Origin of the sequence: Sphingobacterium siyangense, assembly GCF_007830445.1 — a bacterium.
Taxonomy (GTDB): Bacteria; Bacteroidota; Bacteroidia; order Sphingobacteriales; family Sphingobacteriaceae; genus Sphingobacterium; species Sphingobacterium siyangense.
The window spans coordinates 1-26,613 of record NZ_VLKR01000031.1; the positions used below are offsets into that span (position 1 = coordinate 1).

Annotated in this window: 20 protein-coding genes, 1 other RNA gene and 1 pseudogene; 8 read left to right on the top strand and 14 right to left on the bottom strand. The window is 39.4% G+C overall.

All coding sequences use genetic code 11. The features are described from left to right. Window positions 1–121 precede the first annotated feature (121 nt). The 9 genes and pseudogenes from IQ31_RS21470 to IQ31_RS21510 form a co-directional block, all read right to left on the bottom strand. Window positions 122–918, bottom strand: a pseudogene (locus IQ31_RS21470) ((Fe-S)-binding protein). A 7-nt stretch (window positions 919–925) separates the two neighbouring features. Beyond that, on the bottom strand, window positions 926–2,224 hold the full coding sequence (locus tag IQ31_RS21475; protein ID WP_088160854.1) for a 4Fe-4S dicluster domain-containing protein: 1,299 nt from the start codon (window positions 2,222–2,224) through the stop codon (window positions 926–928). Window positions 2,225–2,417: 193 nt separating this feature from the next. Further along, on the bottom strand, window positions 2,418–3,092 hold the full coding sequence (locus tag IQ31_RS21480) for a TetR/AcrR family transcriptional regulator (RefSeq protein ID WP_070569195.1): 675 nt from the start codon (window positions 3,090–3,092) through the stop codon (window positions 2,418–2,420). A gap of 361 nt (window positions 3,093–3,453) precedes the next feature. Beyond that, the gene (locus tag IQ31_RS21485; protein ID WP_145329989.1) at window positions 3,454–4,020 is read right to left on the bottom strand and encodes an OmpH/Skp family outer membrane protein; all 567 of its coding nucleotides are present in this window, start codon (window positions 4,018–4,020) and stop codon (window positions 3,454–3,456) included. 103 nt (window positions 4,021–4,123) lie between these two features. Further along, complete coding sequence (locus tag IQ31_RS21490; protein WP_046671928.1) at window positions 4,124–4,657, bottom strand: OmpH/Skp family outer membrane protein; 534 nt, start codon at window positions 4,655–4,657, stop codon at window positions 4,124–4,126. 423 nt (window positions 4,658–5,080) lie between these two features. Beyond that, window positions 5,081–7,645: an outer membrane protein assembly factor BamA gene (gene bamA / locus IQ31_RS21495; protein WP_075991764.1), complete on the bottom strand. Its 2,565-nt coding sequence runs from the start codon at window positions 7,643–7,645 to the stop codon at window positions 5,081–5,083. A gap of 113 nt (window positions 7,646–7,758) precedes the next feature. Beyond that, window positions 7,759–8,496 carry an undecaprenyl pyrophosphate synthase gene (locus IQ31_RS21500; protein WP_088163492.1) on the bottom strand — a complete coding sequence of 246 codons (738 nt, stop codon included), beginning with the start codon at window positions 8,494–8,496 and terminating at the stop codon, window positions 7,759–7,761. A gap of 310 nt (window positions 8,497–8,806) precedes the next feature. Continuing rightward, window positions 8,807–9,691, bottom strand: coding sequence for an NAD kinase (locus IQ31_RS21505; protein WP_145329991.1), 885 nt, complete (start codon window positions 9,689–9,691; stop codon window positions 8,807–8,809). 46 nt (window positions 9,692–9,737) lie between these two features. Then, the gene (locus IQ31_RS21510; RefSeq protein ID WP_075991767.1) at window positions 9,738–10,400 is read right to left on the bottom strand and encodes a CBS domain-containing protein; all 663 of its coding nucleotides are present in this window, start codon (window positions 10,398–10,400) and stop codon (window positions 9,738–9,740) included. A gap of 252 nt (window positions 10,401–10,652) precedes the next feature. On the opposite strand from IQ31_RS21510, the gene glsA reads away from it, so the two are divergent. Together glsA and glsB are read left to right on the top strand one after the other, a co-directional pair. Next, window positions 10,653–11,486, top strand: a complete 834-nt coding sequence (gene glsA / locus IQ31_RS21515) for a lyso-glycine lipid O-acyltransferase GlsA (RefSeq protein WP_088160857.1) — start codon at window positions 10,653–10,655, stop codon at window positions 11,484–11,486. A gap of 5 nt (window positions 11,487–11,491) precedes the next feature. After that, a complete protein-coding gene (gene glsB, locus IQ31_RS21520; RefSeq protein ID WP_075991769.1) occupies window positions 11,492–12,451 on the top strand; it encodes a glycine N(alpha)-acyltransferase GlsB in 960 nt (319 codons plus the stop codon). Between the two features lie 77 nt (window positions 12,452–12,528). On the opposite strand, the gene IQ31_RS21525 is transcribed toward glsB, so the two are convergent. The 3 genes from IQ31_RS21525 to IQ31_RS21535 are packed head-to-tail and all read right to left on the bottom strand — an operon-like array spanning window position 12,529 to window position 16,393. Further along, window positions 12,529–13,269 (bottom strand): MIP/aquaporin family protein, encoded by a 741-nt coding sequence (locus tag IQ31_RS21525; protein WP_145329993.1) that lies wholly within the window; start codon window positions 13,267–13,269, stop codon window positions 12,529–12,531. A gap of 9 nt (window positions 13,270–13,278) precedes the next feature. After that, window positions 13,279–14,778 (bottom strand): glycerol kinase GlpK, encoded by a 1,500-nt coding sequence (gene glpK, locus IQ31_RS21530; protein ID WP_145329995.1) that lies wholly within the window; start codon window positions 14,776–14,778, stop codon window positions 13,279–13,281. Between the two features lie 37 nt (window positions 14,779–14,815). After that, a complete protein-coding gene (locus IQ31_RS21535) occupies window positions 14,816–16,393 on the bottom strand; it encodes a glycerol-3-phosphate dehydrogenase/oxidase (protein ID WP_088160860.1) in 1,578 nt (525 codons plus the stop codon). Between the two features lie 450 nt (window positions 16,394–16,843). Here IQ31_RS21535 and IQ31_RS21540 point away from each other — a divergent pair, with 450 nt between their 5' ends. Then, window positions 16,844–17,350: a thioredoxin family protein gene (locus tag IQ31_RS21540; RefSeq protein WP_232475726.1), complete on the top strand. Its 507-nt coding sequence runs from the start codon at window positions 16,844–16,846 to the stop codon at window positions 17,348–17,350. 533 nt (window positions 17,351–17,883) lie between these two features. On the opposite strand, the gene IQ31_RS21545 is transcribed toward IQ31_RS21540, so the two are convergent. Then, window positions 17,884–19,275: an arginine decarboxylase gene (locus tag IQ31_RS21545; RefSeq protein WP_046675638.1), complete on the bottom strand. Its 1,392-nt coding sequence runs from the start codon at window positions 19,273–19,275 to the stop codon at window positions 17,884–17,886. A gap of 108 nt (window positions 19,276–19,383) precedes the next feature. On the opposite strand from IQ31_RS21545, the gene argS reads away from it, so the two are divergent. Genes argS through IQ31_RS21560 form a run of 3 tightly spaced genes read left to right on the top strand, consistent with a single transcriptional unit; the run spans window position 19,384 to window position 23,455 of the window. Further along, window positions 19,384–21,168 carry an arginine--tRNA ligase gene (gene argS, locus IQ31_RS21550; protein WP_088160862.1) on the top strand — a complete coding sequence of 595 codons (1,785 nt, stop codon included), beginning with the start codon at window positions 19,384–19,386 and terminating at the stop codon, window positions 21,166–21,168. Between the two features lie 4 nt (window positions 21,169–21,172). Continuing rightward, window positions 21,173–22,249: an oxidoreductase gene (locus IQ31_RS21555; RefSeq protein WP_088160863.1), complete on the top strand. Its 1,077-nt coding sequence runs from the start codon at window positions 21,173–21,175 to the stop codon at window positions 22,247–22,249. Between the two features lie 15 nt (window positions 22,250–22,264). Continuing rightward, a complete protein-coding gene (locus IQ31_RS21560) occupies window positions 22,265–23,455 on the top strand; it encodes a BaiN/RdsA family NAD(P)/FAD-dependent oxidoreductase (RefSeq protein ID WP_145330049.1) in 1,191 nt (396 codons plus the stop codon). Window positions 23,456–23,495: 40 nt separating this feature from the next. Here the strand turns inward: IQ31_RS21560 and IQ31_RS21565 are convergent, their stop codons facing one another. Then, a complete protein-coding gene (locus IQ31_RS21565; RefSeq protein ID WP_145329997.1) occupies window positions 23,496–24,524 on the bottom strand; it encodes a helix-turn-helix transcriptional regulator in 1,029 nt (342 codons plus the stop codon). Window positions 24,525–24,675: 151 nt separating this feature from the next. Here IQ31_RS21565 and rnpB point away from each other — a divergent pair. Then, an RNA gene (gene rnpB / locus IQ31_RS21570) (RNase P RNA component class A) lies at window positions 24,676–25,055 on the top strand. Between the two features lie 67 nt (window positions 25,056–25,122). After that, window positions 25,123–26,514: a sigma-54-dependent transcriptional regulator gene (locus IQ31_RS21575; protein WP_088160865.1), complete on the top strand. Its 1,392-nt coding sequence runs from the start codon at window positions 25,123–25,125 to the stop codon at window positions 26,512–26,514. Window positions 26,515–26,613 lie beyond the last annotated feature (99 nt).

Consider the following 26,613-nt stretch of genomic DNA (forward strand, 5'->3'; position numbering starts at 1 on the left):
CCCTATATTTTAACCGGCTTTGGGATTCCCCTAATTTAAGCGTGGACAGGAGATATTCTTCTCCCTACACAAAAGGCCCGATCGTATGATCGGGCCTCTTTTATTTCGTAATTAATGTAATTTACAATTGATTTGCTCGGGCAGTTATTTCCGCAATGTCCAACACCTCAATCTCTGATTCTTTTTCTTTTATTTTTACGCCATCTTTTAACATCGTCATACAGAGAAAGGACATGCTGCAGCGACAACTTGAGGCTTTGCATCGATGACTTCTTCGATACGTTCGATGTTAATGTCTTTTGCTCCGGGCTCTGGTTCTTTGAACATTTGTCCGCCCCCAGCACCGCAGCAAAGTCCATTGCTCTTACAACGTTTCAGTTCGATCAACTGGGTATCCAAGCTTTCCAATACTTTTCTCGGTGCCTCATAGACCTCATTTGCACGGCCAAGATAACAGGGATCATGATAGGTTATCTTCTTTCCTTTGAATACGTTGTTATCCGCTGGTTTTAATTTTCCTTCATCGATCAGGTTTTGGATCAATTGTGTATGATGAATGACCTCATAGTTACCACCTAGGGATGGATACTCATTTTTCAAGGTATTGAAACAGTGTGGGCAAGCCGTTACTATTTTTTTGATTTCATAGCCATTGAGTACTTCGATGTTCATCATGGCCTGCATTTGAAATAGAAATTCGTTTCCACTTCTTTTGGCAGGATCACCTGTACAACTTTCTTCTGTACCTAAGATGGCATATTTTAAACCGACATGTTGTAATATTCTGCAGATATCGCGCGTAATTTTCTGTGCACGTTCGTCAAAACTCCCTGCACAACCTACCCAAAATAGTATATCAGGAGTTTCTCCTTTGGCCAACAGTTCTGCAACTGTGGGAACTTTTAATTCATTTTCCATCATAAAACTATTGTTGTTGAGTCCAATTGGCGCGGTCCAATTGCGCATATTTCCATGGGGCACCATTGTTCTCAATATTTCCAAACATATTGTTAATACTCGCAGGAGCTTGTGATTCTTCCATAACAGCAAAGCGGCGTAGCTCAATAATAATATCCAAAGGATTAATATTGACCGGGCATTGTTCTACACATGCATTACAGCTTGTACAGGCCCATAACTCTTCTCGACTGATGTAAGTGTCAATGAGAGATTTTCCGTCATCCTGAAAGCTTCCATTTGTTTTGATATTCGTACCGACTTCAGTGAGTCGATCCCGTGTATCCATCATGATTTTTCGTGGGGACAGCAGCTTTCCCGTTATATTTGCGGGGCAGGAAGATGTACAACGTCCACATTCAGTACAGGTATATGCATCCAATAAGCTCTTCCAGGTTAAATCCTGGACATCTTTGGCTCCAAAGCGTGCATTTGCATCTGCTGGAGGCGGGGTGAAACTCGGATCAAGCATTGCCTTAACCTCATTGGTCACAGCTGGCATATTGGATAGTTTGCCTTTTGCGTTCAGATTAGAAAAATAGGTGTTCGGAAAAGCCAAAATAATATGAAGGTGCTTGGAATAGGGGAGGTAGTTTAAGAAGGCAAGTACACCTAGGATATGAAACCACCAACAAGACCGCTCTATTAAAAATAAGGCCTCCGTCGAAGTAGGAAGGTATGGAAGAAGATAATGGCTTACTGGAAAGGAACCTGCCGATTTAAAATGTGCAAAGCCATAGAGTTGCAATTTAAGATCAGAAGCGTTCATCAGCAGGAAAGCCGACATTAAAAGAATCTCTGTGATTAAAATAATATTTGCATCCGTCTTGGGCCAATGTTTCAATTCCGCGCTATTTAAGCGAGCTACTTTAGCAATATTTCTCCGAAATAAAAAGATGAGACAGGATACCAGTACACCCAGCGCGAGCCATTCAAATGCCCCAATCAGGAAATTATAAAAACTCCCTAGAAATGAAAAGATACGATGTGTACCAAAAAGCCCGTCGATGACAATCTCCAACATCTCAATATTGATGATGACAAATCCAAGGTATACAAATAAATGTAGGACTGCGGGGAAAATACGCTTAAACATTTTCTTTTGACCAAAGGCGACGAGGAACATCATTTTCCAACGCTCCGCGGATCTGTCCGAACGATCTGCCGGTCTGCCTAGCTTGATATTACGATAAATCTGTTGTGCATTTTTGCTAAAAAGAAACAATGCTACAGCGAAACAAACCGCAAATATTAGTTGACCTATCATATGCTTGTATCTTGGTTATAAACAAATATACTATATTATTTTGTTATGCTAACATAGTAAAAATAAATCAAAAATGAGGACCTAACACGATAAATTATTGGAAATTTTTAATGGTGAATTTAGGCTGTAATGAAAAACGTCCAAGAAGGAATTATTTCTTCTTGGACGTTTTCTCTAGTTGTATCTGAGTAGACTACAGCTCAACATCAGAAAATGTCTGTTCTAATATTTTACGCATCGTTTTCTGAATTCGTTCTTTTCCTGCTTCGGTATTTACATCAATACCGCAAAATGTACTACCTGTAGATTTTGCCTGAAGGCTCAAATAATAAATTGAACTGACTAAAATCGCTAATGTCGCTCTAAGGTCGTTTTCGGAGTTTTCGAATTTTGAATCGACATGTTTAAATAGTTCTTCGCCGAGCAATTCTCTTCTGTCGGCTATATTTTTAAGCGCTTTTGTTTTTTCGCCCAGTCCCCAATGAATAACTTTTTGCTTCGTCTTATCCTTCAAAAAGGTGTTAAATTGAGATTTAAGCAATTCTTCTATCAAGGAGATACTGATGGAGCCCGGGTTTGTGATCATTTGTTCCAATACGCCCTTGTCTCCGATTTGCCAGAAATCTTTTTGTGTTAGGTAAGCTTCCACCAGTTGATCGAGACCGCCAAAATAATTCCATATTAATGCTTTGTTCAGTCCACATTCCAAAGCAATATTAGGCCCATTCAATGCATGGTATCCTTTTTTCTGAATTACCTTTCCGACAGCAGCGATCATTCGCGCCTTGGTGCGTTCCTTGTCGCGAATAGGACCGGAAGTTACCTTTCTTTCTTTTTTAGGATTATCCTCAATTACTTTCTTTTTCATGCGAATAAAATCATTTTAACGACGAAGCTTTCCTGGGTACCTTATATTCGTCAGTTAATGAACAAATTTGGGACCATGAAGTTTTCATTAGGGTAGATATGTTTGTTTTCCGAACCAATATCTACAATTTAGCTGGTAAATGCAAGAAAATCAAGCAGCAGATTTTTATTTACACTATAATTTGACTGATTCGATAAGCTTTTGAGTTTCCCTTATTCTTTTGGCTGTAGAACTGGAGCGTATTTGGTGCTGTCGGCGCTGTACGCTGATTGCGATTCACTTGCCATTGGGAAAATAGATAGGCAATAAAAAAGGGATTATCGATATCGATAATCCCTTTTTTATTGCCTTGTCTACTAGCTTATTTTCTTGCTGGAGCAGCAGGAGTAGCTGTAGCTGAAATACCTAATTTCGTTTTTACTGCAGCAGTTAAGTCTTCTCCACCTTGGAAATAAGGAATATTTGTACTAGAAATATCAAATACATAAGCCATGCCTTTTTCTTTAGAAACAGCATTTACAGCTTCACCAACTTTTCTGTGTATAGGTGCAATTAATTCTTCTTCTTTTTTGTTTAAGTCTTCTTGAGCAGCTTGTTGTGCTGTCTGAATACGCGCTTGGATATCTTGTAATTCTTGACCTATTTTGTTGATTTCTGGATCAACAGTTTCTTTATTTGCTTCACTTCTGTTACGCAATTTATCGTTTGCATCTTTTTGTTTTGTTTGATAGATGGTAACCATATCTTGAATTTCTTTGGTTTTACCATCGCTCAATGTTTTCAACTGCCCTTCAGCTGCTTTAAATTCAGATGTAGACTGAATAATTTCAGCAAAATTGATATGACCAATTTTTTGCTGCGCATTTGCGAATTGAGTTGAGAAAAATACTGCCACTAAAGCAACCGCACCCTTTAATAAATTTTTCATGCTTTTCATTTTAATCTAATGAGCCATCTTTATGGCAATCTTTTAGTTTTCTAATTAATTACTACTATTACTATTTGTGTCCACAATGATAATAAACTCCCGCTTAGTTTGCAAGACTCGGATTGGGTTTATATCCTAATTTTGTAATGACATCATTACTTTTATTCAATTTTGGATTGGCATAGAGAAAAGTAGACTCATTGCCCTTGTCCATAATAAAATCAATTCCCTGCGCCGAAGCAACATCTTGGATAGCTTTTGCTACACGGTCTTGAATAGGTTTCATCAATTGAGTACGTCTTTTAAAGAGGTCGCCTTCAAATCCAAACTTTTGTTTTTGATAGTCTTTTACTTCTTTTTCTCTTGTCACGATTTCATCCTCACGGCGACGACGCATATCTTCATTTAATAAGACCTGGTCCTTTTGATAAGCCTGATATAGTTTTTCAATCTCAGCATATTTCTGATCCACTTCTTCCTGCCATTGCTTAGAAAGGTCATCTAACTGTTTCTGTGCAGTCGTATATTCAGGAATATGTTTTAGGATATATTCTGAATCAGCATATGCAAGTTGTTGGGCAAATGTTGCTGTAGCACTCACGACTACAAAAGCTATAACTAACAATATTTTTTTCATATTTCCTGTAAGTTTTTATAGACTATACTTTTATTATTTAACACTAATTTACCTTATGACTTCGGATAATCCCAAAAGTTTAATTCGAGAAAACCGCTCTACGTAAATTTACGGCTCAAAAATAAGAAAAAAGAAGCAATCTAACAGATATTTCTCGGGTTTAACACTATTTAACTTGTTGAAGAATGCTCCAATGCTAGTTGCCTGGGTGCTGTTTATGGCTTCTTTTTTTCGGTGATCATAACGACACTCAATATAAGAAAATTTATAAGATATATAGGGTGATTTGGCATTTAATCCGATCGGGTGGAAATGAAAGAAAAATACATGATTTACTGGAAAATAATCTTAAAACAAAAAAGCTATCTACAATTTCTTGCGATAGCTTTTTATTTTATTTCGACAGGATTGGATCAACAAAGATTAGAATCCACCCATATTTTGCATAATACTAAATGTAAAGTTTTGTTTCCATGTACTGCTCGGTAAACCCGGGATAGGGTCGAATGCATGGCCGTAATCTATTCCTAGCATACCGAAGATCGGTAAGAAGATACGGGCACCAACACCTGCAGAACGACGTACTTTAAATGGATTGTATTCGGTGAACTTGTTCCAGGTATTTGCCGCTTCAGCGAAAGCCAATACGTAAACTGTTGCCTGATCATTTAACATCACCGGGTGACGTAATTCCATTTGATATTTCGTATAGATTGGACTACCTGAATTTCGTGCCACATTCACATTTTGTGTTCCTTCAGGAATGATTACACCATTTGCATAACCACGTAACGCAACAATTTCAGATCCTTGTAGGTAATCAAACCCTTGCATACCATCCCCACCGACTTTGAAACGCTCGAAAGTTGATATTTCAGTTTTGCTGGAGTATTTACCCAAGAAACCAAATTGAGCTTGTGCTTTGAAAACAAGTTTTCCCGCAATTTTTGCATACCACTGCGAGTCAAATTTCCATTTGTGGTACTCTGTCCAACGGTAGCGTTCCTGAGCCGAACCATTTTTATAATCAATGTTGTTAAACAATGAATATGGAGGCGTCAATTGCACCGAGAATTTGATGTTTGAACCCGAAGTAGGATAGATAGGAGCATCGATCGAATTACGGCTAAACTCTTGCGTCAAGTTGATGTTATAAGCTGTACCATTATCAAATAGGAAGTAATTTCCATAGTTCTGAAGCTTATAACGTTGGAATGACAAGGAGGTGTTTGCCTGGAACCAGTTGTCTGGCCATTGCAAACGCTTACCTAATGTGGCGGTAATACCAGTCATCCAAATACGATTCAACTCGGAATCCTTAACAATTTGCTCGCCAGTATAGTAGTTAAACCCACCATATGATGAACTCGAAGTATAGGCGCTCAAACCAAAATAAATTGGTTTTTTACCACCTAACCAAGGCTCGGAGAAAGAGAAACTATACGATTGATAACGTTTACCCGAAGTTTGACCACGGACACTCAACTTCTGTCCATCTCCACGTGGTAGCGGTTTCCAGGAACTTTTGTCAAAGAAATTGCTGGTAGAGAAGTTGTTAAATGTTAAACCTAAGGTACCGATGATCTGACCGGCACCATAACCACCCGAAAGTTCGACCTGATCCGAAGGTTTCTCAGTAACATTATAAACAATGTCCACTGTACCATCCGCATAATTTAGATTTGTCGGTACTGGGTTTGTCTTTTGCTCATCAAAATTTCCCAACTGCGCAATCTCACGCACACTGCGCATAATTTGTTCTTTTGAGAATTTTTGACCAGGTTTTGTATAAATAGAACGTAATACAACACGGTCGTTGGTTACATCATTACCTTTAACAATAACGTTATTGATGGTATATTGAGCACCTTCATATACACGTAAATTCAAATCGATGGTATCGTTGTAAATACGCGTTTGTTCGGGGTCTACTGAGAACGTAAGATAACCATCGTTCATATAGATTGAAGAGATGTCATCACTATTTTTTGTAGGACCCATCAATTTTGCTGTTAATTTTTCTTCCGAAAAAACATCACCACGTTTGATACCTAAAATTTTATTTAGTAAGGTGTCAGAATACTTCGCATTACCTGTCCAAACAATATTACCTACATAATATTTAGGACCTTCATAGATGTCAAAATTAACCAACACATTTTTTTCACCCTCGCGAATAACCGTATCTTTCAAGAGCGTCGCATCACGATAGCCTTTGGCTGCCATTTTCTTGATTAGGTTTTCTTTACCTTCTTTGTATTTTTCTTCCTTGAATTTTCCAGGACCGAAAATACGGTACCACATTTTTTGCTTGATTGGCTTGGCCATTTTTCTCAATTCTTTTTGAGAAAAATGTTCATTCCCTGTAAAAGTCATTTTTTTGACTCTTACCTTATGTTTTTTATCCACATCGGCAATAAGTATTTCATTATTAGCCTGTGCCGAGTCTTTCACTGTTTTTAGGGTGATCTCCGGATATAAAAAAGCTTTTTCTTTTAAGAACCTTTGGATTGTAGCACGTGTGGTGTTCATCAAGTTTTCGTTGACAATCTTACCAGTGTTGCTATTTAAACGTTTGCGAACTTCTTCGGTCTGGCTTTTACTTAGACCGTTGATATCAATACGAGTTAAACGAGGACGTTCTACTACACGGATGGTCAAAAATATATTTTCACCTTCAATTTTATCTGCCCATAATTCGACATCATCAAAGAGGCCTTGAGCCATCATATCCTTCACTACTTTTGCAGTCGCCTCACTTGGAACTTCCAAATATTGACCTACTGACAATTTAGAGATCGTAATTAATACATTTTTATCTAAAAATTGTGTTCCAGTTATATCAATAGCACTAATTACATAGTTTTTAGGATTGAGATAGCTGATTTTTTCTGGGTCATTTAAATTGAAAGCACCTTTGTCTTGTCCGTAGACAAGCTGCATTGATGAGAGACCAAAAAATAGTATTACGGGTAGTATACGCTTCATTTATCTATAATTATTGGCGCTAAAGTACACCAATCGTTTGTTAATTTTTGTTAATTAAGAAAATTTAACCAGCTTGCTTTTTTTCAAATCAGTGGTCAAATTTAATAAAATCTTTATAACTGTTCACTTGTTTTTCCAAACCTTCTTTCGCGTTGCTGATAATCGACGATGGATTTAAATAAATCTTCTTTCGTAAACTCAGGCCACATCTTATCTAGGAAGCATAATTCTGAATAGGCAATTTGCCAAAGTAGGAAGTTACTTATTCTCAATTCTCCGCTGGTACGTATCAGAAGGTCAGGATCGGGTAGGTTTTGTGTATAGAGATTTGCAGCGAATAATTCATCGTTAATTTCGTCTGCATGGAGTTTTCCGTCTTTTACTTGTTGCGCTAGATTTCGGGCAGCGTCCACAATTTCTTGTCGAGAGCTGTAGCTCAAAGCTAATGTCAACGTACAGTGTGTATTTTCTTTCGTTGCTTCAATGGTTTCCTGCAGCTTTCTTTGTGCATTTGAGGGTAATTTGGTGATATCACCAATAACATTCAAGCGGACGCCATTCTCCTGAAAAGTTTTGATTTCTTTTTTAAGGGAAGTAACCAATAGTTCCATCAGTGCCATCACCTCAAGTTTAGGTCGATTCCAGTTTTCTGCAGAAAATGCATAAAGTGTCAGAAATTTAATATTGGCTTTTACACATCCTTCTAATGCTTCTCGTACTGCTTTTACACCATTTTGATGCCCAAATACACGAAGTTTCCCCTTCTGTTTTGCCCAACGGCCATTGCCATCCATGATGATGGCGATATGCTGTGGCAATTTAATAGTATCTATCTGATCTAAAAAACTCATTTTTGCTGTTTTCAATAAAATTAACACCTTAGCCATAAATGCTATTTTGGCGTTTTAAAACCTATTTTTGGTTTCCTGTATTGCTATCAATGATTATTGTTTGTTTAACGCACTTTTCATTGATTAATTATTGCACCTGGATTTCTATTATGGATATTCTTATTCCGTCTTCCTTTATTTCTTCCAAATATCGATTTTTAATTGGAAATTCAGAAGTACAATATGTAGAAAGATTGTTTGAAACATCTTCATCTAGCAGATTATCTCTTTTCCTGCGTGCAAAGCGAGGCTGTGCGAAGCTATTAATATCCTAATAGTTTCTGACATCGATACCCCAAAGTAATTTTTCCCGCAGCGTGCTGAAAAAGCTTTCATGCGGGAGCCTAATGAGATTAATAGTAAATGGAGCCTGTTTAATGGTTAATTTTACAGATGTATCAATGGATTCGTTTTTGGAATCACAGCTAAGGATGTATTGATTGCTTCGACTCTCTATTTCCAATTCAAGAGTAAACTGATTGGAGATGACAATGGGTCTCACATTGAGGTTGTGCGGAGAGATGGGGGTAATGACAAAATTGCCACTTTCTGGCATAATAATAGGTCCGCCGCAACTCAACGAATAAGCTGTGGATCCGGTGGGGGTAGCGATAATTAGTCCATCAGCCCAGTATGAATTCAGTAGTTCGCCATTGATGCGTGCATTGACCGTAATCATGGCCGAGCTGTCATAACGAAATACGGTAATATCATTGAGCGCATAGTGATTGCCTTGGAACAAATTAACCTGTTCAGATTCAACAGAGAGCAACACGCGCTTCTGTATCGTAAAACGTTGGTTCAGTATAGCGTCGATAGCATCTTCAAAATCATTTTTATTGATGGAAGCTAAAAAACCGAGGCGTCCAAAGTTTATCCCTGCAATTGGAATTCCGGAGTCTTTAATCAAGGAAACAGCAGATAACATGGTTCCATCTCCGCCCAGACTCAACATAATGTCAATATCGTCTTTGATTTCTTGATAGGTATTGTATGTTGAGAAATTAAAGGTACATTCAAATTGTGATAGCAGAAATTCATGAAATGGATCATAGACCCAGATCTCAATATTTTTATCGACAAGATATTCAAATAAGTGTTTCACATGTGGTATAACAGAGGGCTGAAACTCTCTTCCATATATTGCGATTCTCATATTGTTTTCAATTTATGGGGCAAAGATGAGAAAAAACTAATCCTAATCAAATGTTAATATAATTCATGAGCTGCTGATAACGGTCGGCAGTGTCGTCAAATGCAGCTATGGTATTATGGGTTTCAAGAACTAAATAGTTGTGTCTTAGGAATGAATTCAGTAATGCATTAATGTTCGACTTGTCGACTTTAAGGGTAACTTCAATATGGTCACTTTCCAAATTTATTTTGGTCGCACAATTAAGTATTCTGCAATTGTCACTTTCAACAAGGTGCGCAATCTGTGAAAGTGAAAAATCATGTAAGCCAATTGCCAACACAATAATAGCCCCAGATTCATTTTGCGATTGAATTGAACTTATTGCCTTTAATATATCTAATTGCGTTGACACACCAATATATTTGTTGTCTTGATCTAAAACAGGAATGATTGTACTATTATATACAGTTATCATCACCAAGGCATCGTAAGGGTGTTGATTAAACTTCAGCTGTATGGGGGCTGTATTTATTTTTATGGATGAAAGGGGAGCATCTTCATCTTCCGCATCCAATAAGATGGTTTCATTAACCAGGCCAATATAGTCGTCACCATTTAAAACGACTAATTCTTTACAAAGCATATCTTGCAGCTTCTCTAGCGCTTGTTGTATTGAATCAGCATTTTGAATACTGAAATCAGCATTTGAAAGAAATTGACTTATTAGCATACTCAAACTTAATAAAAAAAGTAGGTGAAAAGAAATTTTACAGATCAGATTTATGCTTAATTCATTGATTGCTTGTAATACCTAAAATACGAAGAACAGCGAAAGATTACATAATTGCAAATAAGTACAATTTTAAAGTTTAAAATTGTACTTTTATTACCATTCTGTTATTATTTTTGTCAACGAATTGGAATAGGCATAAAACGGGGCCTAAATGGAGGAGAAGTATTTTTAATTGGAACAGTAAGATTGATGATCACAAGCGAGAGTAAAAAGTTTATTGATATACGTGAAGTTATTCACAAAAAAAATGCGGGGCTTGCTAAATGGATTCCGTCTTTTTTACTTAATTATTTAAAAAGGACAATTCATGAAGACGAGATAAATGATATTATGACGCGCTTTGCAGATCTTCAAGGCTTGGATTTTGTTGATGCATTGATCAACGATCTGGATGTCAAGGTCAATTTGTATGGGGCAGAAAATATTCCCGTATCGGATCCGGTTATTTTTGCGTCCAATCACCCTTTGGGAGGATTGGATGGTATTGCATTTATGCACGCTATAGGTAAGTATAGACGCGATGTGAAGTTCTTGGTTAATGATATTCTTTTAAATATAGGTAATTTGAGGCCTTTGTTTGTCGGTGTCAATAAGTTAGGGGGGCAAGGGAAACAGGCGATCTCTGCGATTGAGGAGGCCTATGGAGCGGACGATGCGCTACTGGTGTTTCCTGCAGGTTTGGTTTCCAGAAAACAAAACGATGGCCACATAGAAGACCTCGAATGGAAAAAAAGTTTTATTAGCAAATCAAAAAAATATAAAAAAGATGTCATTCCGGTGTTGATTGACGGTAAAAACTCTAAGTTTTTTTATAATTTTGCAAGGCTTAGACAGAAATTGGGTCTCAAGGTAAACATTGAAATGTTATATTTACCTGATGAAATGTTTGCCCAACGCGGACATACCGTCAATATTATAGTAGGAGAAAGAATCCCTTATACAGCGTTTGATCAATCAAAAAACGAAAAAACTTGGGCTGAGGAAGTGAAAAGAAGGGTTTATGGATTGGCTCAAGAAAAATAGAATTTATGCAAGAAATTATACCTCCAGTTGATAGAGAATTATTGAAGACCGAATTGAATAAAGACGTCTTCTTACGATATACCAACAATGGAAATAACGAGATATATTTAATCAACTATCATAATTCGCCAAATGTCATGCGTGAAATTGGGCGTTTGCGAGAGTTGACTTTTCGTGGAGCAGGGGGAGGTACAGGACTTTCAATTGATATCGATGAAAATGATACATGCGAAGATTGTTACGATCAGTTGATCGCATGGAATCCCGAAGATGAAGAAGTGGTTGCTGGTTATAGGGTAATCAAATGTGCTGAGGCTGGTGAAGTAAATGGTATACCCAATTTATCAACAGCACATTATTTTCAGTTTTCCGAATTGTTCACGAACGAATATCTACCTTACACCATAGAATTGGGAAGATCGTTTGTACAACCTAAATACCAACCGGCCATCGACAATAGAAAAGGAATTTTTTCATTGGACAATCTTTGGGACGGTTTAGGGGCTTTGGTGATGCTTAACCCTGAAATTAAATACCTCTTTGGTAAAGTGACCATGTATCCACATTACAATAAAGATGCACGGGATATGTTGCTTTATTTTATGGATTACTATTTTCCTGATCATGATAAATTGGTGCTTCCTCTTCCGGAATTGGAAATCAAAAATGATTACGAACGTTTTGTAGGCGTGTTTGATGGACTGGATTATAAAGAAGGATATAAGGTGTTAAATAGTCATGTGAGAGCGTTGGGTGAGAATATTCCACCGTTGATAAATACGTATATGAACCTATCACCTACGATGAAATCATTTGGCACTGCGCGTAATGACGAGTTTGGTACGGTAGAAGAAAAAGGTATACTGATTGTAATTGATGACGTGTATCCTGTGAAAAAGGAACGTCATATGAACACGTTTGATCGGGATCGTGAATACGGTCATAGAAAACCCAAACGTGGGTAACAACAAGCGTGGATAACAAAATAAAGGGGGATTCAATTATTGAATCCCCCTTTATTTCGTAGGTACAGTGATCTTGATTAGGCCGGTTTTATACAGGTATAAAGTGCAAAGGCTAAAATAGCGCCCAAGATAGGTCCTAGGAAAGGAATCCAGGCATAAGACCAGTCGGAGCTTCCTTTCCCTTTGATAGGCCAAAGGGCATGAAATAAGCGCGGCCCCAAATCCCGGGCAGGATTGATGGCATATCCCGTAGTTCCACCCAGCGAGAGGCCGATGGCCCATACGAGAAATGCAACGGGTATAGCACCAAGAGAGCCCATGCCAATAGGAGCTGTTTTTCCGTCGATGGTCACATCTTGTCCTGTTATGAAGAAAATAACAAAAATCAAAACAAAGGTTCCAATGATTTCACTTGCCAGATTTGTTGACGTATTTCGGATGTTGGGTATCGTAGCGAAAACACCAAGCTTGGTGGTTGGGTCTGCTGTTGCATCGAAATGGTCTTTGTGCATGATGTAGGTTAACATGGCGCCACAGAAACCACCGGCAATTTGCGCGAGAATATAGCCAGGTACTTCCATCCAGGGAAGACCATGATTGAGAGCGACGGCAATGGTTACCGCAGGATTGAGGTGGGCTCCGGTATAGGGGCCAGCAAATACAACACCGACATAGACTGCAAGTGCCCATGCGGTGGTGATTACAATCCATCCTCCATTTTCTCCCTTTGTTCCTTTCAAGATAACGTTGGCCACAACCCCATTGCCTAAAAGAAGGAGGAGGGTTGTGCCGATAAATTCTGCTAAATAATGGTTCATGCTTGTTGGTTAGTTTTCGGTCCAGTACTGTAATGCTTTGACACCCTTGGTCCAGAGCTTAATGATCTTTTTTGTTTGCTCTTCTTGCTCTGCTTCGGGTTCAAATATACGATCCTGTGCCCAAAACTTTGATATCTCATCCTCATTTTTCCAGAATCCCACGGCCAGCCCTGCGAGGTATGCTGCCCCCAAAGCTGTAGTTTCTGTGATTTTAGGGCGTACAACTTTGCTGTTAAGCACATTGGCCTGAATCTGCATGAGTAGGTTATTTGCCGTTGCGCCGCCGTCTACACGTAGCTCTTTGATCGGTATGCCACTATCCGCTTCCATTGCTTGCAGCACATCACGTGTCTGGAGGGAGATTGCCTCTAGTGAGGCGCGTGCTATATGCCCATTGGTGGTTGCACGCGTCAGGCCAAATAGCGTCCCTTGTGCACGAGCATTCCAGTACGGCGCTCCCAGTCCAGCAAAGGTAGGGATGAATGTGACGCCGCCGTTATCCTTCTCTGTAAGTGCTAATTGCTCTACGTCCGCCGATTTGTAGATGATGTTGAGGTTGTCGCGTAGCCATTGGACCAGTGCGCCACCGATAAAGATGCTTCCCTCCAAAGCATATTCTGTTTTCCCGTTGATTTTCCAGGCGACAGTAGTTAAAAGGTTATTCTTTGAACGGATTGGATTATCACCGATGTTCATTAGCATAAAGCATCCTGTACCATAGGTGTTTTTGACCATCCCTTTTTCAATACATTGCTGTCCGAAAAGTGCTGCCTGCTGGTCGCCGGCAATTCCTGCAATCTTGACTTTGTGTGCAAAAATGGTTGTCCGGGATTCTCCATATATTTCACTGCTTTCTTTTACTTCGGGCAGCATGGCAGCGGGGATGTCAAATAATTCGAGTAGCTCCTTATCCCATTCCATGCTATGGATGTTAAAGAGTAAGGTGCGGGAAGCGTTCGTTACATCTGTGATGTGCGCATCGCCACGCGTGAGGTTCCAGACGAGCCAAGTGTCTATGGTTCCACAGATTAATTCTCCGTTTTGTGCTTTTTCCCGTGCACCCTCCACGTTATCCAGAATCCATTTTATTTTGGTTGCAGAAAAATAGGGGTCTAATATCAGACCTGTTTTCTCCTGGATTAGCTCATGTTTTCCAGAGCTACGTAACTCGTCGCAATAATCTGCTGTGCGTTTATCTTGCCATACAATGGCATTGTAAATGGGCCTTCCTGTTTCTTTGTCCCAAACGACCACAGTTTCGCGTTGATTGGTAATACCAATGGCGGCAATATTTTTGCCGTTTAATCCTGCCTTTGTGGTTGCTTCCGCTGTGACACCTGCCTGCGTTGACCAGATTTCATGTGGATCATGTTCGACCCATCCCGGTTGTGGGAATATTTGTGTAAATTCCTTCTGGGCAACGGAGACTATATTTCTGTCCTTATCAAAAATTATAGCCCTGGAGCTAGTGGTGCCTTGATCCATTGCCAAGATGTATTGTTGTTCCATAATTGAGTAATTGAGTATTGCTGGTTATTTTTTTGTATTACTTTAAGATATAATTTTTTGCAACTTTTTGAAAATGCGCTATTTGATCATTTTGCCAATCTTGATCTTTTTCCAGCTCCTGTGCGAGTATTTTTGCGACTTCAGGAGCAGCTTCAATTGCAGCTTTCGCATCAAGAAATAGTATCCGTACTCGACGGGATAGGACATCTTCCACAGTTCTGGCAAGTTCATTGCGTGCCGCCCAAACAACTTCAGCCTTTTTGAATTCAAGATGTGCTATTAATTTTTCGTTCCATTCCGGATTTTCTTGCGCCAATGCGTTGATCGCATCTTGGTCGGCGCCATAAATATACATATGATTGCTTCTGTCTGATGTCGGAATGGCGCTATAAATCTTTTGACTGGCAGACCGGCTTTCTTTTTGTGGCAAACAACCAATTTTTATCGCTTTGTCGATGGTATCTTGGCCCATTCGACGGAATGTTGTCCACTTTCCACCCGTTAAAGTAAGTAATTTGGAGTCGCTGACGATAACCTTGTGGCTTCGTGAGATCTCTTTGGTTTTGTTGGAGTTGCCTGTAGGGGCTGCCAGCGGACGTAGGCCGGCGAATACGGCTAATGCATCGGCTCTTGTTGGTTGTTTTGTCAGGTAGCGTCCCGCAGTTTTCAGAATAAAATCGATCTCCTGCTCCAAAGCTACCGGTTCAAGGCTATGCTCGTCTATAGGGGTGTCCGTTGTTCCCGCAATGACCCGATTGTGCCAGGGTACCAGGAAAAGGACCCGTCCATCATCCGTTTTTGGGATCATAATGGCGTCGTCGCCAGGAAGAAACGATTTGTCAAATACCAGGTGGACCCCTTGGCTGGGACGTACCATTTGTTTTGCTTCCGGTCTGTCCATTTTTAGGATGTCATCGACAAATATTCCTGTAGCATTGATAACAGCCTTGCCTTGTAGGGTGAAAACTTCACCCGTTTCGGTGTCATTAGCGATGACACCATTTATTCGACCACCGCTGTCTTTGGTGAGGTTATTGACTCTTACGTAATTCAGCGCGACGCCGCCCATTTGAATACAGGTTTGCGCAACGTTGAGCGCAAGTCTTGAGTCGTCAAATTGTCCGTCTTGATAAACCACGCCGCCATATAGCCCTTTAGGTCTAACGGTGCTTATGCGGTTAAGGGTTTCTTCTTTGTTGATATGAATGGATTTTCCCAAACTTAATTTACCTGCCAGCAGGTCATATATTTTCATTCCTATGGTATAGAATGGGCCATCGAACCAACTGTAATTGGGGATAATAAAGGATTGATTTTTGACAAGATGGGGAGCGTTTTTTTGAAGTAGACCTCTTTCGTGAAGTGCTTCTTTAACCAGGGAGATGTCGCCCTGAGCCAAGTAACGTACACCGCCGTGAACAAGCTTCGTTGCCTTGCTCGAAGTTCCTTTTGCAAAATCAACCTGCTCCAACAAGATTGTTCTGAACCCTCGGCTTAAGGCATCTAATGCAACACCCAATCCGCTGGCGCCGCCACCTATGACGATAACATCCCATGCGCTCGTATCTCTTATTTTTTCGATCAGTTTTGACCTTTTGAATTCTTGGTGTTTCATTTTGTTTCGTTTTGGATTTTTGTAGTGAATCTTCTGTACTTGTTTTACTACTTCCTTTATACTAAGTTATGCTATATTTGTCGAATTTTAAAGGAAATTAAATAATATTTATGTTAAGGCAAGGTGTTTGTTTTTGTTTTGTTTTGTTTTTATTTTAGCAAAAGGAAGCCTTTCTAGTTTTTGCCAGTGACAGGATATGGCGTATCAACAGGTTGTTTTTTACTTCTCCACAATAGAGTTGTCTTTAATATTGACTGCATTCTGATCGCTTAAGCTGATGTGTGTACGACTTAATCGCGTTTTTATAAACCCGCTGAAATAAGGTCTGTTGTGATCTTGGGTGTTTTTTTTTCATGGTCAATAGCTATATAATGTTTAACCATTATATGCTGCTTATGTTTTGGTTTGGGGAAATGATTTTGTAATTTTAGATCACTATTTAATTTATTTATGATGAGAAATATAAGATTATTACTGTGTGGAGCTATCGTGTTTTTTGGGACGGTACTCGTACAGTCCAAAGCGTTCTCACAGCAGCTTGCTACAGCTCAGGATGTTTCAAAGCCTTACAATCCAGACGCTAATGCACAGAATGATATTGATCAACTATTGGTTCAGGCAAAGAAAGAAAAGAAAAATATCATCATCCAGGCTGGTGGGAATTGGTGTGTCTGGTGTTTAAGGTTTAATGATTATATCCATAAAACGGCAAGTGTCGACAAGTTGTTAAAGAGTCATTTCCTCTATTATCACCTCAATTATTCAAAAGAGAATAAAAATGAGGCTGTGTTTCAAAAGTATGCTCCTGAAGGGAATAAACTAGGTTATCCATTTTTTATTGTTTTGGATAGAAATGGAAAAACGTTGCATGTACAGGAGAGCGGCAGCCTGGAAAAAGGGAAGGGTTATGATGAAGAAAAAGTGCTTAATTTCTTTAAAGCTTGGGTCGCAAAATAAAAATTACCGACTATCATATTGCTATTCTCCACTAAATTAACAGTAGTGCGTAAATAAAACAAAAGCCCCTTTTAAGGGGCTTTTGTTTTGATGTAATAAGTTGGAAGATCGGATAAGGGTTACTCCCGTAAAACTTAGCCTTTCTTTGTACAGTAAGTCGGGAAAGATTGGTGATCAGCATACTAAATTATCCGAATTTCCGCATAAGCTTAATCGGAATTAACAGGTGTTTTATACGCATTCATCCGAATGAGGTCCCTATGAAGTCCCTATTAGGTACGGATAAAGTCCGTGTTATTTTAAATTTAATTCAAGGCTTACCGTCGTTGTTTCCAGTGACGAATATCGGGTTGTGTCTATGACTTTGGTTTTCGAATTTGATTTAATCCAGCTAGTCAGTCATAGGATCGACTGAAAATAAAAAGGTCTCGTTCCTAAGATCGAGACCTTTTTATATGGGCTTGAAACCATTCTTTTTCTACAAGGATATTTTATTCCGCAGTTAAAAAGAGGTTTTGCTCCTGTAGAATATCTTATTGATAGCCTAATAATTTCATGACTTGTTTGGAGTTTTGCTCCTCACCAAACACCTCATAGTTGAATGTTTCATCTCTATTGCGGCGTACAAGCACATGTTTGGGTGAAGGAAGTAAGCAGTGGTGGATTCCACCATATCCGCTTAATACATCTTGATATGCTCCTGTATGAAAGAAGCCCAAGTACTGTACCTTACGGGTCTTCGGCATAAATACCGAGTTCATGTGTGCCTCCTGATTGTAGTAATCCTGTCCATCGCATGTGATTCCACCTAAATTGACGCGTTCATATTCTGAATCCCAGTTATTGATCGGCAATAGAATATATTTTTGGTTCAATGCCCATACATCCGGTAAATTTGTAATGAATGAACCGTCAATCATAAACCAACGTTCGCGATCGTTTTGTTGCTTGCGTCCCAAAACTTTATAGAGAATACCTGATGCTTCAGCAACAGTATATTTGCCAAATTCAGTAATAATATCTGGTTCCATTACCTCATGGTGCGCACAGATTTGTTTGATACGATTGACAATCTCATTGACCATATACTCGTAATCAAAGTCGTGTACCAGTGAGTCCTTAAATGGCATCCCACCACCGATATCTAGGGTATCTAAATCCGGATTTACTTTCTTGAATTTACAATATAAAGTAACGTATTTCTCTAATTCGTTCCAGTAATACGGGGTGTCCGAGATACCTGAATTAATGAAAAAGTGAAGTAACTTTACTTTAAAGTTTGGATTGTCGGCGATCTTGTTGTTATAGAATTCAACGACGTCTTCTTGGCGAATCCCTAGGCGAGATGTATAGAATTGAGAATCTGGCTGCTCCTCGGAAGCAACACGGATACCTAAAGCACAAGGCTCATCCAATTCGATTTCATCATCATAAAGGTTAAACTCCTCTTTGTTATCCAGTACCGGTATAATGTTTTTATATCCGTCGTGGATCATATCGACAATATATTGTTTGTACTGGTAGGTTTTGAATCCATTACAGATCACTGTAATGTCTTTCGTTACTGTGCCCTGTCTTTCCAATGAATCGATCATCGGCATATCAAATGCAGATGAAGTTTCCAGGTGGATATCATTTTTCAAAGCTTCCTCTACGATGTGCTTGAAATGGGACGATTTGGTACAATAACAATATTTGTAAGATCCGCGATAGTTGTGTTTCAGAATTGCGGTCTGAAAGAGGATTTTCGCTTGCTGAATTTTTTTGCTGACGATAGGCAAATAGGTAAAACGTAACGGCGTACCGTACGTTTCTATCATTTCCATTAAATTCAAATCGTGGAAATACAATTCGTCGTCGATGATTTCGAATCCGTCTTGCGGAAAACCAACACTTAAGTCAAGAAATTCCTGATAGCTCTGCATTTTTTATTATTTTTGCAAAGATATACTTTAATGGTGAATACCTAAATAAGGAATGTTATTTATTTCCAATTCACTATCAGGAAGTTGTAAAAATTACAAAATCATTAAATGGCAAATTCTATTCAAAAGCGACTTGTTGAAGTCACTGTACAGGCAGTAAAAGAGCTTTACAATGCAGATATTTTAGAAAATCAAATTGCTTTACAGGCTACCCGAAAGGAGTTTGAAGGACAAATTACAATCGTAACTTTTCCCGTAACGCGCTTTTCGAAATCTTCTCCGGAACAAACCGGAAAGGAAATCGGTGCATATTTGCAACAGCATATTGCTGAAATATCGGATTTCAATGTGATAAAAGGCTTTTTGAATATTGTTCTTTCCGATGCTTACTGGATCACGTTGTTGAATCAGACCATAACGGCGAAGGACTTTGGTGTATTTCCTGCGAATGGAAAGAAACTGATGGTTGAATATTCTTCTCCAAATACCAATAAACCGCTGCATTTGGGGCATATCCGTAATAATTTATTGGGATATTCTGTTGCGGAAATCCTAAAAGCTTATGGTTATGATGTGATCAAAGCAAATTTGGTGAACGATCGCGGTATCCATATTTGTAAGTCGATGTTGGCTTGGCAAAAATTTGGTAACGGTGAGACTCCCGAGTCTACTGGACTTAAAGGAGACCACCTTGTCGGAAAATATTACGTTGTCTTTGACAAAGCATATAAACAGGAAATCGAGACATTGAAGGCTGAAGGGCAGACCGAAGATGAGGCAAAGAAAAATGCACCTTTGATGAAGGAGGCACAAGCGATGTTGCAACAATGGGAAGCTGGTAATGAAGAGGTGATCTCACTGTGGAAAACCATGAACAGCTGGGTGTACGCTGGGTTTGAAAAGACCTATAAACAATTAGGCGTCGACTTCGATAAATATTATTATGAATCCAATACATACTTGCTGGGTAAAGATATTATTCAGGAAGGTTTAGATAAAGGGGTTTTCTTTAAAAAAGAGGATAACTCCGTATGGATTGATCTAACAGACGAAGGATTGGATCAGAAGCTTGTGCTTCGTGGCGACGGTACTTCTGTCTATATTACACAAGATTTGGGGACTGCACAATTGAAATATGATGAATTCAAAATGAATGATTCTATTTATGTTGTCGGTAACGAACAGGATTACCATTTCAAGGTATTGTTCTTAATCTTAAAAAAACTTGGTAAAGCTTGGGCCGACGGATTGTTCCATTTATCGTATGGGATGGTCGATCTTCCTTCAGGTAAAATGAAATCACGGGAGGGAACAGTTGTTGACGCGGATGATTTAATGGCTGAGATGCTTAAGACCGCTCAGGAACGTACCGAGGAACTTGGCAAGACTGAAGGATTGGACGAGGAATCAAAAGCCGTTCTGTACGATACGATTGGAATGGGCGCACTGAAATATTTTCTATTGAAAGTGGATCCTAAAAAACGCCTGTTGTTTGATCCAAATGAATCTGTCGATTTTCAAGGTCATACAGGACCGTTTATTCAATACACGCATGCTCGTATCAAATCTGTTTTAAGTAAGGCTGAATTCGATTTTGATAGTGCTGTGTCTGTACCGGCGACGATTTCCTCTTACGAACGTGACTTAATTCAACAACTGGGTGCATTTCCGGAGATTATTGAAGCTTCTGCGCAAGAGTTCAGTCCTGCACAATTGGCAAATTATATCTATGAGGTAGCCAAGTTTTATAATAAATTCTATCATGAAGAAACCATCTTGAAAGCGGAAGATCATGATGTGAAAAACTTTAGATTGCACCTTTCGGCTTCTGCGGCAAAGGTTATTGCCAAAGGAATGAACTTATTGGGTATTCGTGTACCTGAAAGAATGTAATACTATGAAGAAAATTCGCGTAGGACTTATCGGTTTTGGAATTTCAGGTCAGGTTTTTCACGCTCCCGTGATGCGTTCGATAGCTGAACTGGCTCTTGTTAAAGTGACTGCTCGGAAAGCAGATCAGCAAAGTTTGCTAAAGGAACGCTATCCACAGGCAGAAATTGCTTTGTCTGCAGATGATATTTTTAATGATGCAACCATTGATTTAGTCGTGATTGCAACGTCCAATGAAATGCATTATCCTTTCGCAAAACGTGCATTGGAAGCAGGAAAACACGTTGTCGTAGAAAAACCCTTTACCAATAGTGTCGAGCAGGCCGATGAGCTTATCGCTCTGGCTAAGGAGAAAAATCTGGTCTTGGCACCCTACCATAATTTAAGGTTCAACTCAGACTATCGGACAGTGGAGAAAGTGGTCAAAAGTGGAAGGTTGGGACGGATTGTAAATTTGGAATCAAGGTTTGATCGTTTTCGTAATTATTTGCGACCTAACGCATGGCGAGAGGAAAATTTACCGGGTTCGGGCATATTTTATGACCTGGGGCCACATCTCATCGACCAGGCTTTGCAGTTATTTGGAAAGCCGCATGCTGTCTTTGCAGATTTGGCTGTCCAACGGGATCATGCGAAAACCATTGACAATTTCGACTGCCTATTGTACTACGATAACTTACGGGTATCTCTGAAAGGTTCTATGCTTGCAAAAGAACCCACAGCACGTTATCGTGTCTTTGGAATGAACGGAAATTTTGTAAAATATGGTGTCGACCCACAGGAAGCCTTACTGCGTGATGGCAAATTTCCTGATGAGGATCCAACCTGGGGACAAGAAGACCCAAGTCTATACGGCAAGCTCAATATCGTTGAACAGGGGAATGACATTGAAGAAATGGTTCCTTCTGAAATAGGTTCTTATCCTGATTTTTATCAGAACGTTGCGGATAGTATATTGGGCAAAACTACCTTGATCGCATCGGCAGAGCAGGCACGGGATGTCATTAAAATTATTGAATTGGGATATCAGAGTCAATTGGAACGAAGAGTTGTTTCTGTTGAAAATACATTGATTGCTTATTAGATTGTTGCTGTGAGTATACTATACGATGCTATCATTATTGGGGGGGGAGCCTGTGGTTTGATGTGTGCAGCCCAAGCAGGGCTGATTGGAAAGAAGACCTTGGTCCTTGAACGAAACGATAAGGTCGGCGCGAAGATCTTGATTTCCGGAGGCGGACGCTGTAATTATACAAATATCGGTAATAGTCCCGCTAATTTCATTTCTGAAAATCCAGATTTTTTACATGGTATATTCAAACAATGGACAGTGGACGATACCATTACATTTTTTGAACAGTATGGTATTGTAGGGCAGGAAAAAACACTGGGCCAGTTGTTTCCAGAGACCAATAAAGCAAAAGATATCGTTGCTGTATTTTCAAAAATTTTATACGAGACAGGGCAGGATATTGCATTGAATACCTTGGTGAAATCTGTAGAAAAAAACGATAATGGCTTTATGGTAACGGTAGAAAATGCAAAAGGTGAGTCCCGATATCATGCACATAAAGTTGTTATTTCTTCCGGTGGGCTTCCGGTCCAAAAACTCGGCGCTTCGGACTTTGGATTACGCCTAGCCAAACAATTTGGTTTGAATGTCGTCGGTACAGCGCCTTCACTAGTCCCTTTGACAATAACTGGAAAAGATGCTGATTGGTATAGTTCTTTGGCTGGAAATTCGGTGTTCTCGAAAGTGTCTGTTGCCGGAATGTCTTTTGAAGAGAATATTCTTTTTACGCACTGGGGGTTAAGCGGACCTGCAATTCTTCAGATATCAAGTTATTGGAGACCGGGACAGGAGATTACGATTGATCTACTGCCTAATTTTAATTTAGATAATCTGATTAAACAAGAGCGGCAATACGGCGGGAAAAGACTTGTTTCACAATTGCTAAACGATTATTTCAGCAGAAAATTGGTCGATGCCCTTGGGAAATTTCTAGCATTGGATACCAAAATTGCCTCACTTAGTAAAGCTGATGCGAAATTGATTGTCGATACTATTCATCGCTTCAAGGTAAAACCTGCGGGAGATAAGGGGTATGATAAAGCTGAGGTTATGCGTGGAGGAGTTTCAACGGAAGAGCTAAACCCCAAGACCTTAATGTCTAAAAAAGTTGAAGGTCTTTATTTTGGAGGGGAGACTGTTGATATTACGGGATGGCTTGGCGGTTATAATTTCCAATGGGCTTGGGCAAGTGGTTATGCCATCGCCCAAGATATTTAGGCATTTTTGGAGAGGTAGCGAGAGGGCTTGAATTTGACGTTTAATCGACAGATTTCTCAGCATAGAGTTGTGTGGCAGCAGCCAAGCGCTGCTTTATTCTCGCTTGCAATTTTTTTGGGGAGAGTACTTTAATGGATTCGCCAAAACCTAAAATTTCTCTTTCCAGTTCAAAGTTAAGTACAACATCGATACGAATTAAGATTGAACCATCCTCCTTTTTGTCTAAAATCTGCTGTGACGCATGTAAGGGTTTTGTTGCTACATAAGGTGCATTTTTTGCATTGACTTGCAATATCACCCGGTGCCCGCGGTCCTTTTGTGTCTTCGTTACGCCTATAGCATCCGAAAAGTAACGTTCGAAATCGACCCCTGTATATTCCCTGTATGAATTTTTGCCCATTTCCTCGATAGCATTGATCCGATCGAGCGCTAGTGTCATCAATCCTTCACTCTTTTTATGCTGACCAATTAGAAACCATCGATTACGATATTCTTTTAGGAGATAGGGCGAGAAAACGAGATCCTGTTGTTGTATTGCTTTGAACGATTGGTAGCTGATCAGGAGTGGCGTTTTTTCACGAATGGCTTGATGCAGTGGGCTGATAAAAGAAAGGCCTTTTAGCAGATTGTTGCTTTCCATTTGTATAATAGAAGGTGAATTGTCCTTTTTTGTATGGATGCTATCTTCAAGTCGTGCGACAATATCGCTCATTTCATCAAAGCTGGAGAAACCGCTCACATGCTTAAGTACCTCTACAGCCTCCTTCATTTTTTGCATGTCACCGACGGAAATCGGTGAATTGCTAATGCTATAGTCGGGATCTTCATAGGTGTAGAATTTGCGATGCAAGACGACAATAGGCGCATTGTAGCCGAGCTTATTGCTACGCATGAGTTGAATATCTCCTTGTATGGTGCGTTTACTTATCCCATTTTTGATTCCTTCAAATTCATAGAGTGCATCGGAAACCTTTTCCATAAGATCTTCCAAGGTCCATTTCCGATGTCGTAAACGAAGACAATGGTCAATCGTTTTATACCGTATAAGAGCTAGTTTATTGAGTGCCATGCTTTTTTTGATAGATTGAAAATACAAAAACTTTCTTTATCTACGCAAGTTAATTGCGTAGATTTTTATGCCTGTGATGCAAAATGAATGGTCTTTTCGAAATTGAAAAGAAATTCGGGTTTATCCGAGTAAAATAGCTACTTTTGCGCAGAAGCAAACTGGTTCTATCGCTGCTCTTTTTTGGGAGGAGAGGAAAGTCCGGGCAACATAGAGCAACACGCTTCCTAACGGGAAGGCTGCTATGAAAATAGCAGACAGAAAGTGCCACAGAAAATATACCGCTTTTCGGAGTAAGGGTGAAAACGTAAGGTAAGAGCTTACGGTCTTGTATGGTGACATATATTACGGTAAACCTCGTGTGTTGAAAGACCAAATAGGTTGCGAAATTCGAAGGCTGCTCGTCTTCTTTCAATTTATTGGAATTCGTAATGGGTAGGTTGATTGAGTTTGTCAGCGATGGCAAATCTAGATAAATGATAGAAATTCCACTTCGGTGGTCTACAGAACCCGGCTTACAAGGTTTGCTTCTTTTTCGCTAATTGCCAAAAAAACCTTATATTGATTCCCGTAATTGAAAAAATAGCATAACTCTCGATTTATGAGTACAATTTTAATCATTGATGATGAGCGCGCCATCAGAAGTTCGTTGCGTGATATCTTGGAATATGAAGATTATACGATTTTAGATGTCGACAATGGCCGGGATGGATTAGATATTTTAAAAAAGGAAAAAATAGATCTTGTTCTTTGTGATATCAAGATGAATACGATGGATGGGATGGAAGTTTTGGCGGAAGCACACCAAAGCAGCCCGGACATCCCTTTTATTATGATCTCTGGACATGGTACGATTGAGACAGCTGTTGAAGCCGCGAAAAAAGGAGCATTTGACTTTTTAGAAAAACCGCTGGACCTGAATAGATTATTGATCACGGTTCGTAATGCACTGGATAAAAGTTCCCTAGTCACAGAAACCAAGGTCCTGAAACGAAAAGTTAGCAGCTCGAAAACAAAAGATATACTGGGTGAATCGGGGGCCATCAAACGTATTAAGGAAACAATTGACCGAGTTGCACCAACAGAAGCCCGTGTATTGATTACCGGGGCGAATGGCTCGGGAAAGGAATTGGTTGCACGCTGGTTACATGAAAAGTCAAATCGTGGACAAGGCCCATTGATTGAAGTGAACTGTGCCGCAATACCTTCTGAATTAATCGAATCAGAATTATTCGGGCATGAAAAAGGATCCTTCACGTCGGCTATTAAACAACGTATCGGGAAGTTTGAACAAGCTAGTGGTGGAACATTGTTCTTGGATGAGATCGGTGATATGAGCCTTTCAGCGCAAGCTAAAGTGCTAAGGGCATTACAAGAGCATAAAATCACGCGAGTGGGGGGCGACAAAGAAATTGACGTCAATGTCAGGGTAGTAGCTGCGACCAATAAGGATTTATTGAAAGAGATAGAAGATGGTAATTTCAGAATGGACTTGTATCACCGTTTATCTGTCATACTGATCCATGTGCCAGCATTAACTGATCGTGTCGATGACATTCCTTTATTGTCCACAAACTTCTGTGAAGAGATCTGTATGGAATACGGGATACCTGTAAAGGAAATTACTACTGCTGCAATGAAAGAGTTGAGTCATCTTCCTTGGACAGGTAATATTCGGGAATTGCGCAATATGATTGAACGTTTAATTATTTTGAGCGACAGGTCGATTACCGATAAAGATGTTGTTGCCTTTGCTAACCCGTCCCGCGAACCTGTGAATGGTATAGCTCATGAAAAAAGTGCAACGAATTACGGATTAGATATGGACTCCTTTGATTCGTTTCAAGATTATAAAGATCATGCGGAGAAAGAATTTATAAAATATAAATTGGAAAAAAATAATTGGAACGTCTCCAAAACGGCCGATGATCTTGATATTCAACGTAGTCACCTGTATAGTAAAATAGAGAAGTTCGGTCTAAAAAGAGATTAACCGTTTAGAGAAATTTTAGTCTAGCAGCTGTGAACGAAAATTGCAGTTCGCTCAGACAAAGTGATAAAAAAAAGAGATTCCTTAAGGAATCTCTTTTTT

Excerpts from the sequence above, each read along its gene's own strand:
- IQ31_RS21475 (WP_088160854.1), bottom strand. The coding sequence starts at position 2,224 with ATGATAGGTCAACTAATATTTGCGGTTTGTTTCGCTGTAGCATTGTTT.
- IQ31_RS21480 (WP_070569195.1), bottom strand. The coding sequence starts at position 3,092 with ATGAAAAAGAAAGTAATTGAGGATAATCCTAAAAAAGAAAGAAAGGTA.
- IQ31_RS21485 (WP_145329989.1), bottom strand. The coding sequence starts at position 4,020 with ATGAAAAATTTATTAAAGGGTGCGGTTGCTTTAGTGGCAGTATTTTTC.
- IQ31_RS21490 (WP_046671928.1), bottom strand. The coding sequence starts at position 4,657 with ATGAAAAAAATATTGTTAGTTATAGCTTTTGTAGTCGTGAGTGCTACA.
- bamA (WP_075991764.1), bottom strand. The coding sequence starts at position 7,645 with ATGAAGCGTATACTACCCGTAATACTATTTTTTGGTCTCTCATCAATG.
- IQ31_RS21500 (WP_088163492.1), bottom strand. The coding sequence starts at position 8,496 with ATGAGTTTTTTAGATCAGATAGATACTATTAAATTGCCACAGCATATC.
- IQ31_RS21505 (WP_145329991.1), bottom strand. The coding sequence starts at position 9,691 with ATGAGAATCGCAATATATGGAAGAGAGTTTCAGCCCTCTGTTATACCA.
- IQ31_RS21510 (WP_075991767.1), bottom strand. The coding sequence starts at position 10,400 with ATGCTAATAAGTCAATTTCTTTCAAATGCTGATTTCAGTATTCAAAAT.
- glsA (WP_088160857.1), top strand. The coding sequence starts at position 10,653 with ATGATCACAAGCGAGAGTAAAAAGTTTATTGATATACGTGAAGTTATT.
- glsB (WP_075991769.1), top strand. The coding sequence starts at position 11,492 with ATGCAAGAAATTATACCTCCAGTTGATAGAGAATTATTGAAGACCGAA.
- IQ31_RS21525 (WP_145329993.1), bottom strand. The coding sequence starts at position 13,269 with ATGAACCATTATTTAGCAGAATTTATCGGCACAACCCTCCTCCTTCTT.
- glpK (WP_145329995.1), bottom strand. The coding sequence starts at position 14,778 with ATGGAACAACAATACATCTTGGCAATGGATCAAGGCACCACTAGCTCC.
- IQ31_RS21535 (WP_088160860.1), bottom strand. The coding sequence starts at position 16,393 with ATGAAACACCAAGAATTCAAAAGGTCAAAACTGATCGAAAAAATAAGA.
- IQ31_RS21540 (WP_232475726.1), top strand. The coding sequence starts at position 16,844 with ATGATGAGAAATATAAGATTATTACTGTGTGGAGCTATCGTGTTTTTT.
- IQ31_RS21545 (WP_046675638.1), bottom strand. The coding sequence starts at position 19,275 with ATGCAGAGCTATCAGGAATTTCTTGACTTAAGTGTTGGTTTTCCGCAA.
- argS (WP_088160862.1), top strand. The coding sequence starts at position 19,384 with ATGGCAAATTCTATTCAAAAGCGACTTGTTGAAGTCACTGTACAGGCA.
- IQ31_RS21555 (WP_088160863.1), top strand. The coding sequence starts at position 21,173 with ATGAAGAAAATTCGCGTAGGACTTATCGGTTTTGGAATTTCAGGTCAG.
- IQ31_RS21565 (WP_145329997.1), bottom strand. The coding sequence starts at position 24,524 with ATGGCACTCAATAAACTAGCTCTTATACGGTATAAAACGATTGACCAT.
- IQ31_RS21575 (WP_088160865.1), top strand. The coding sequence starts at position 25,123 with ATGAGTACAATTTTAATCATTGATGATGAGCGCGCCATCAGAAGTTCG.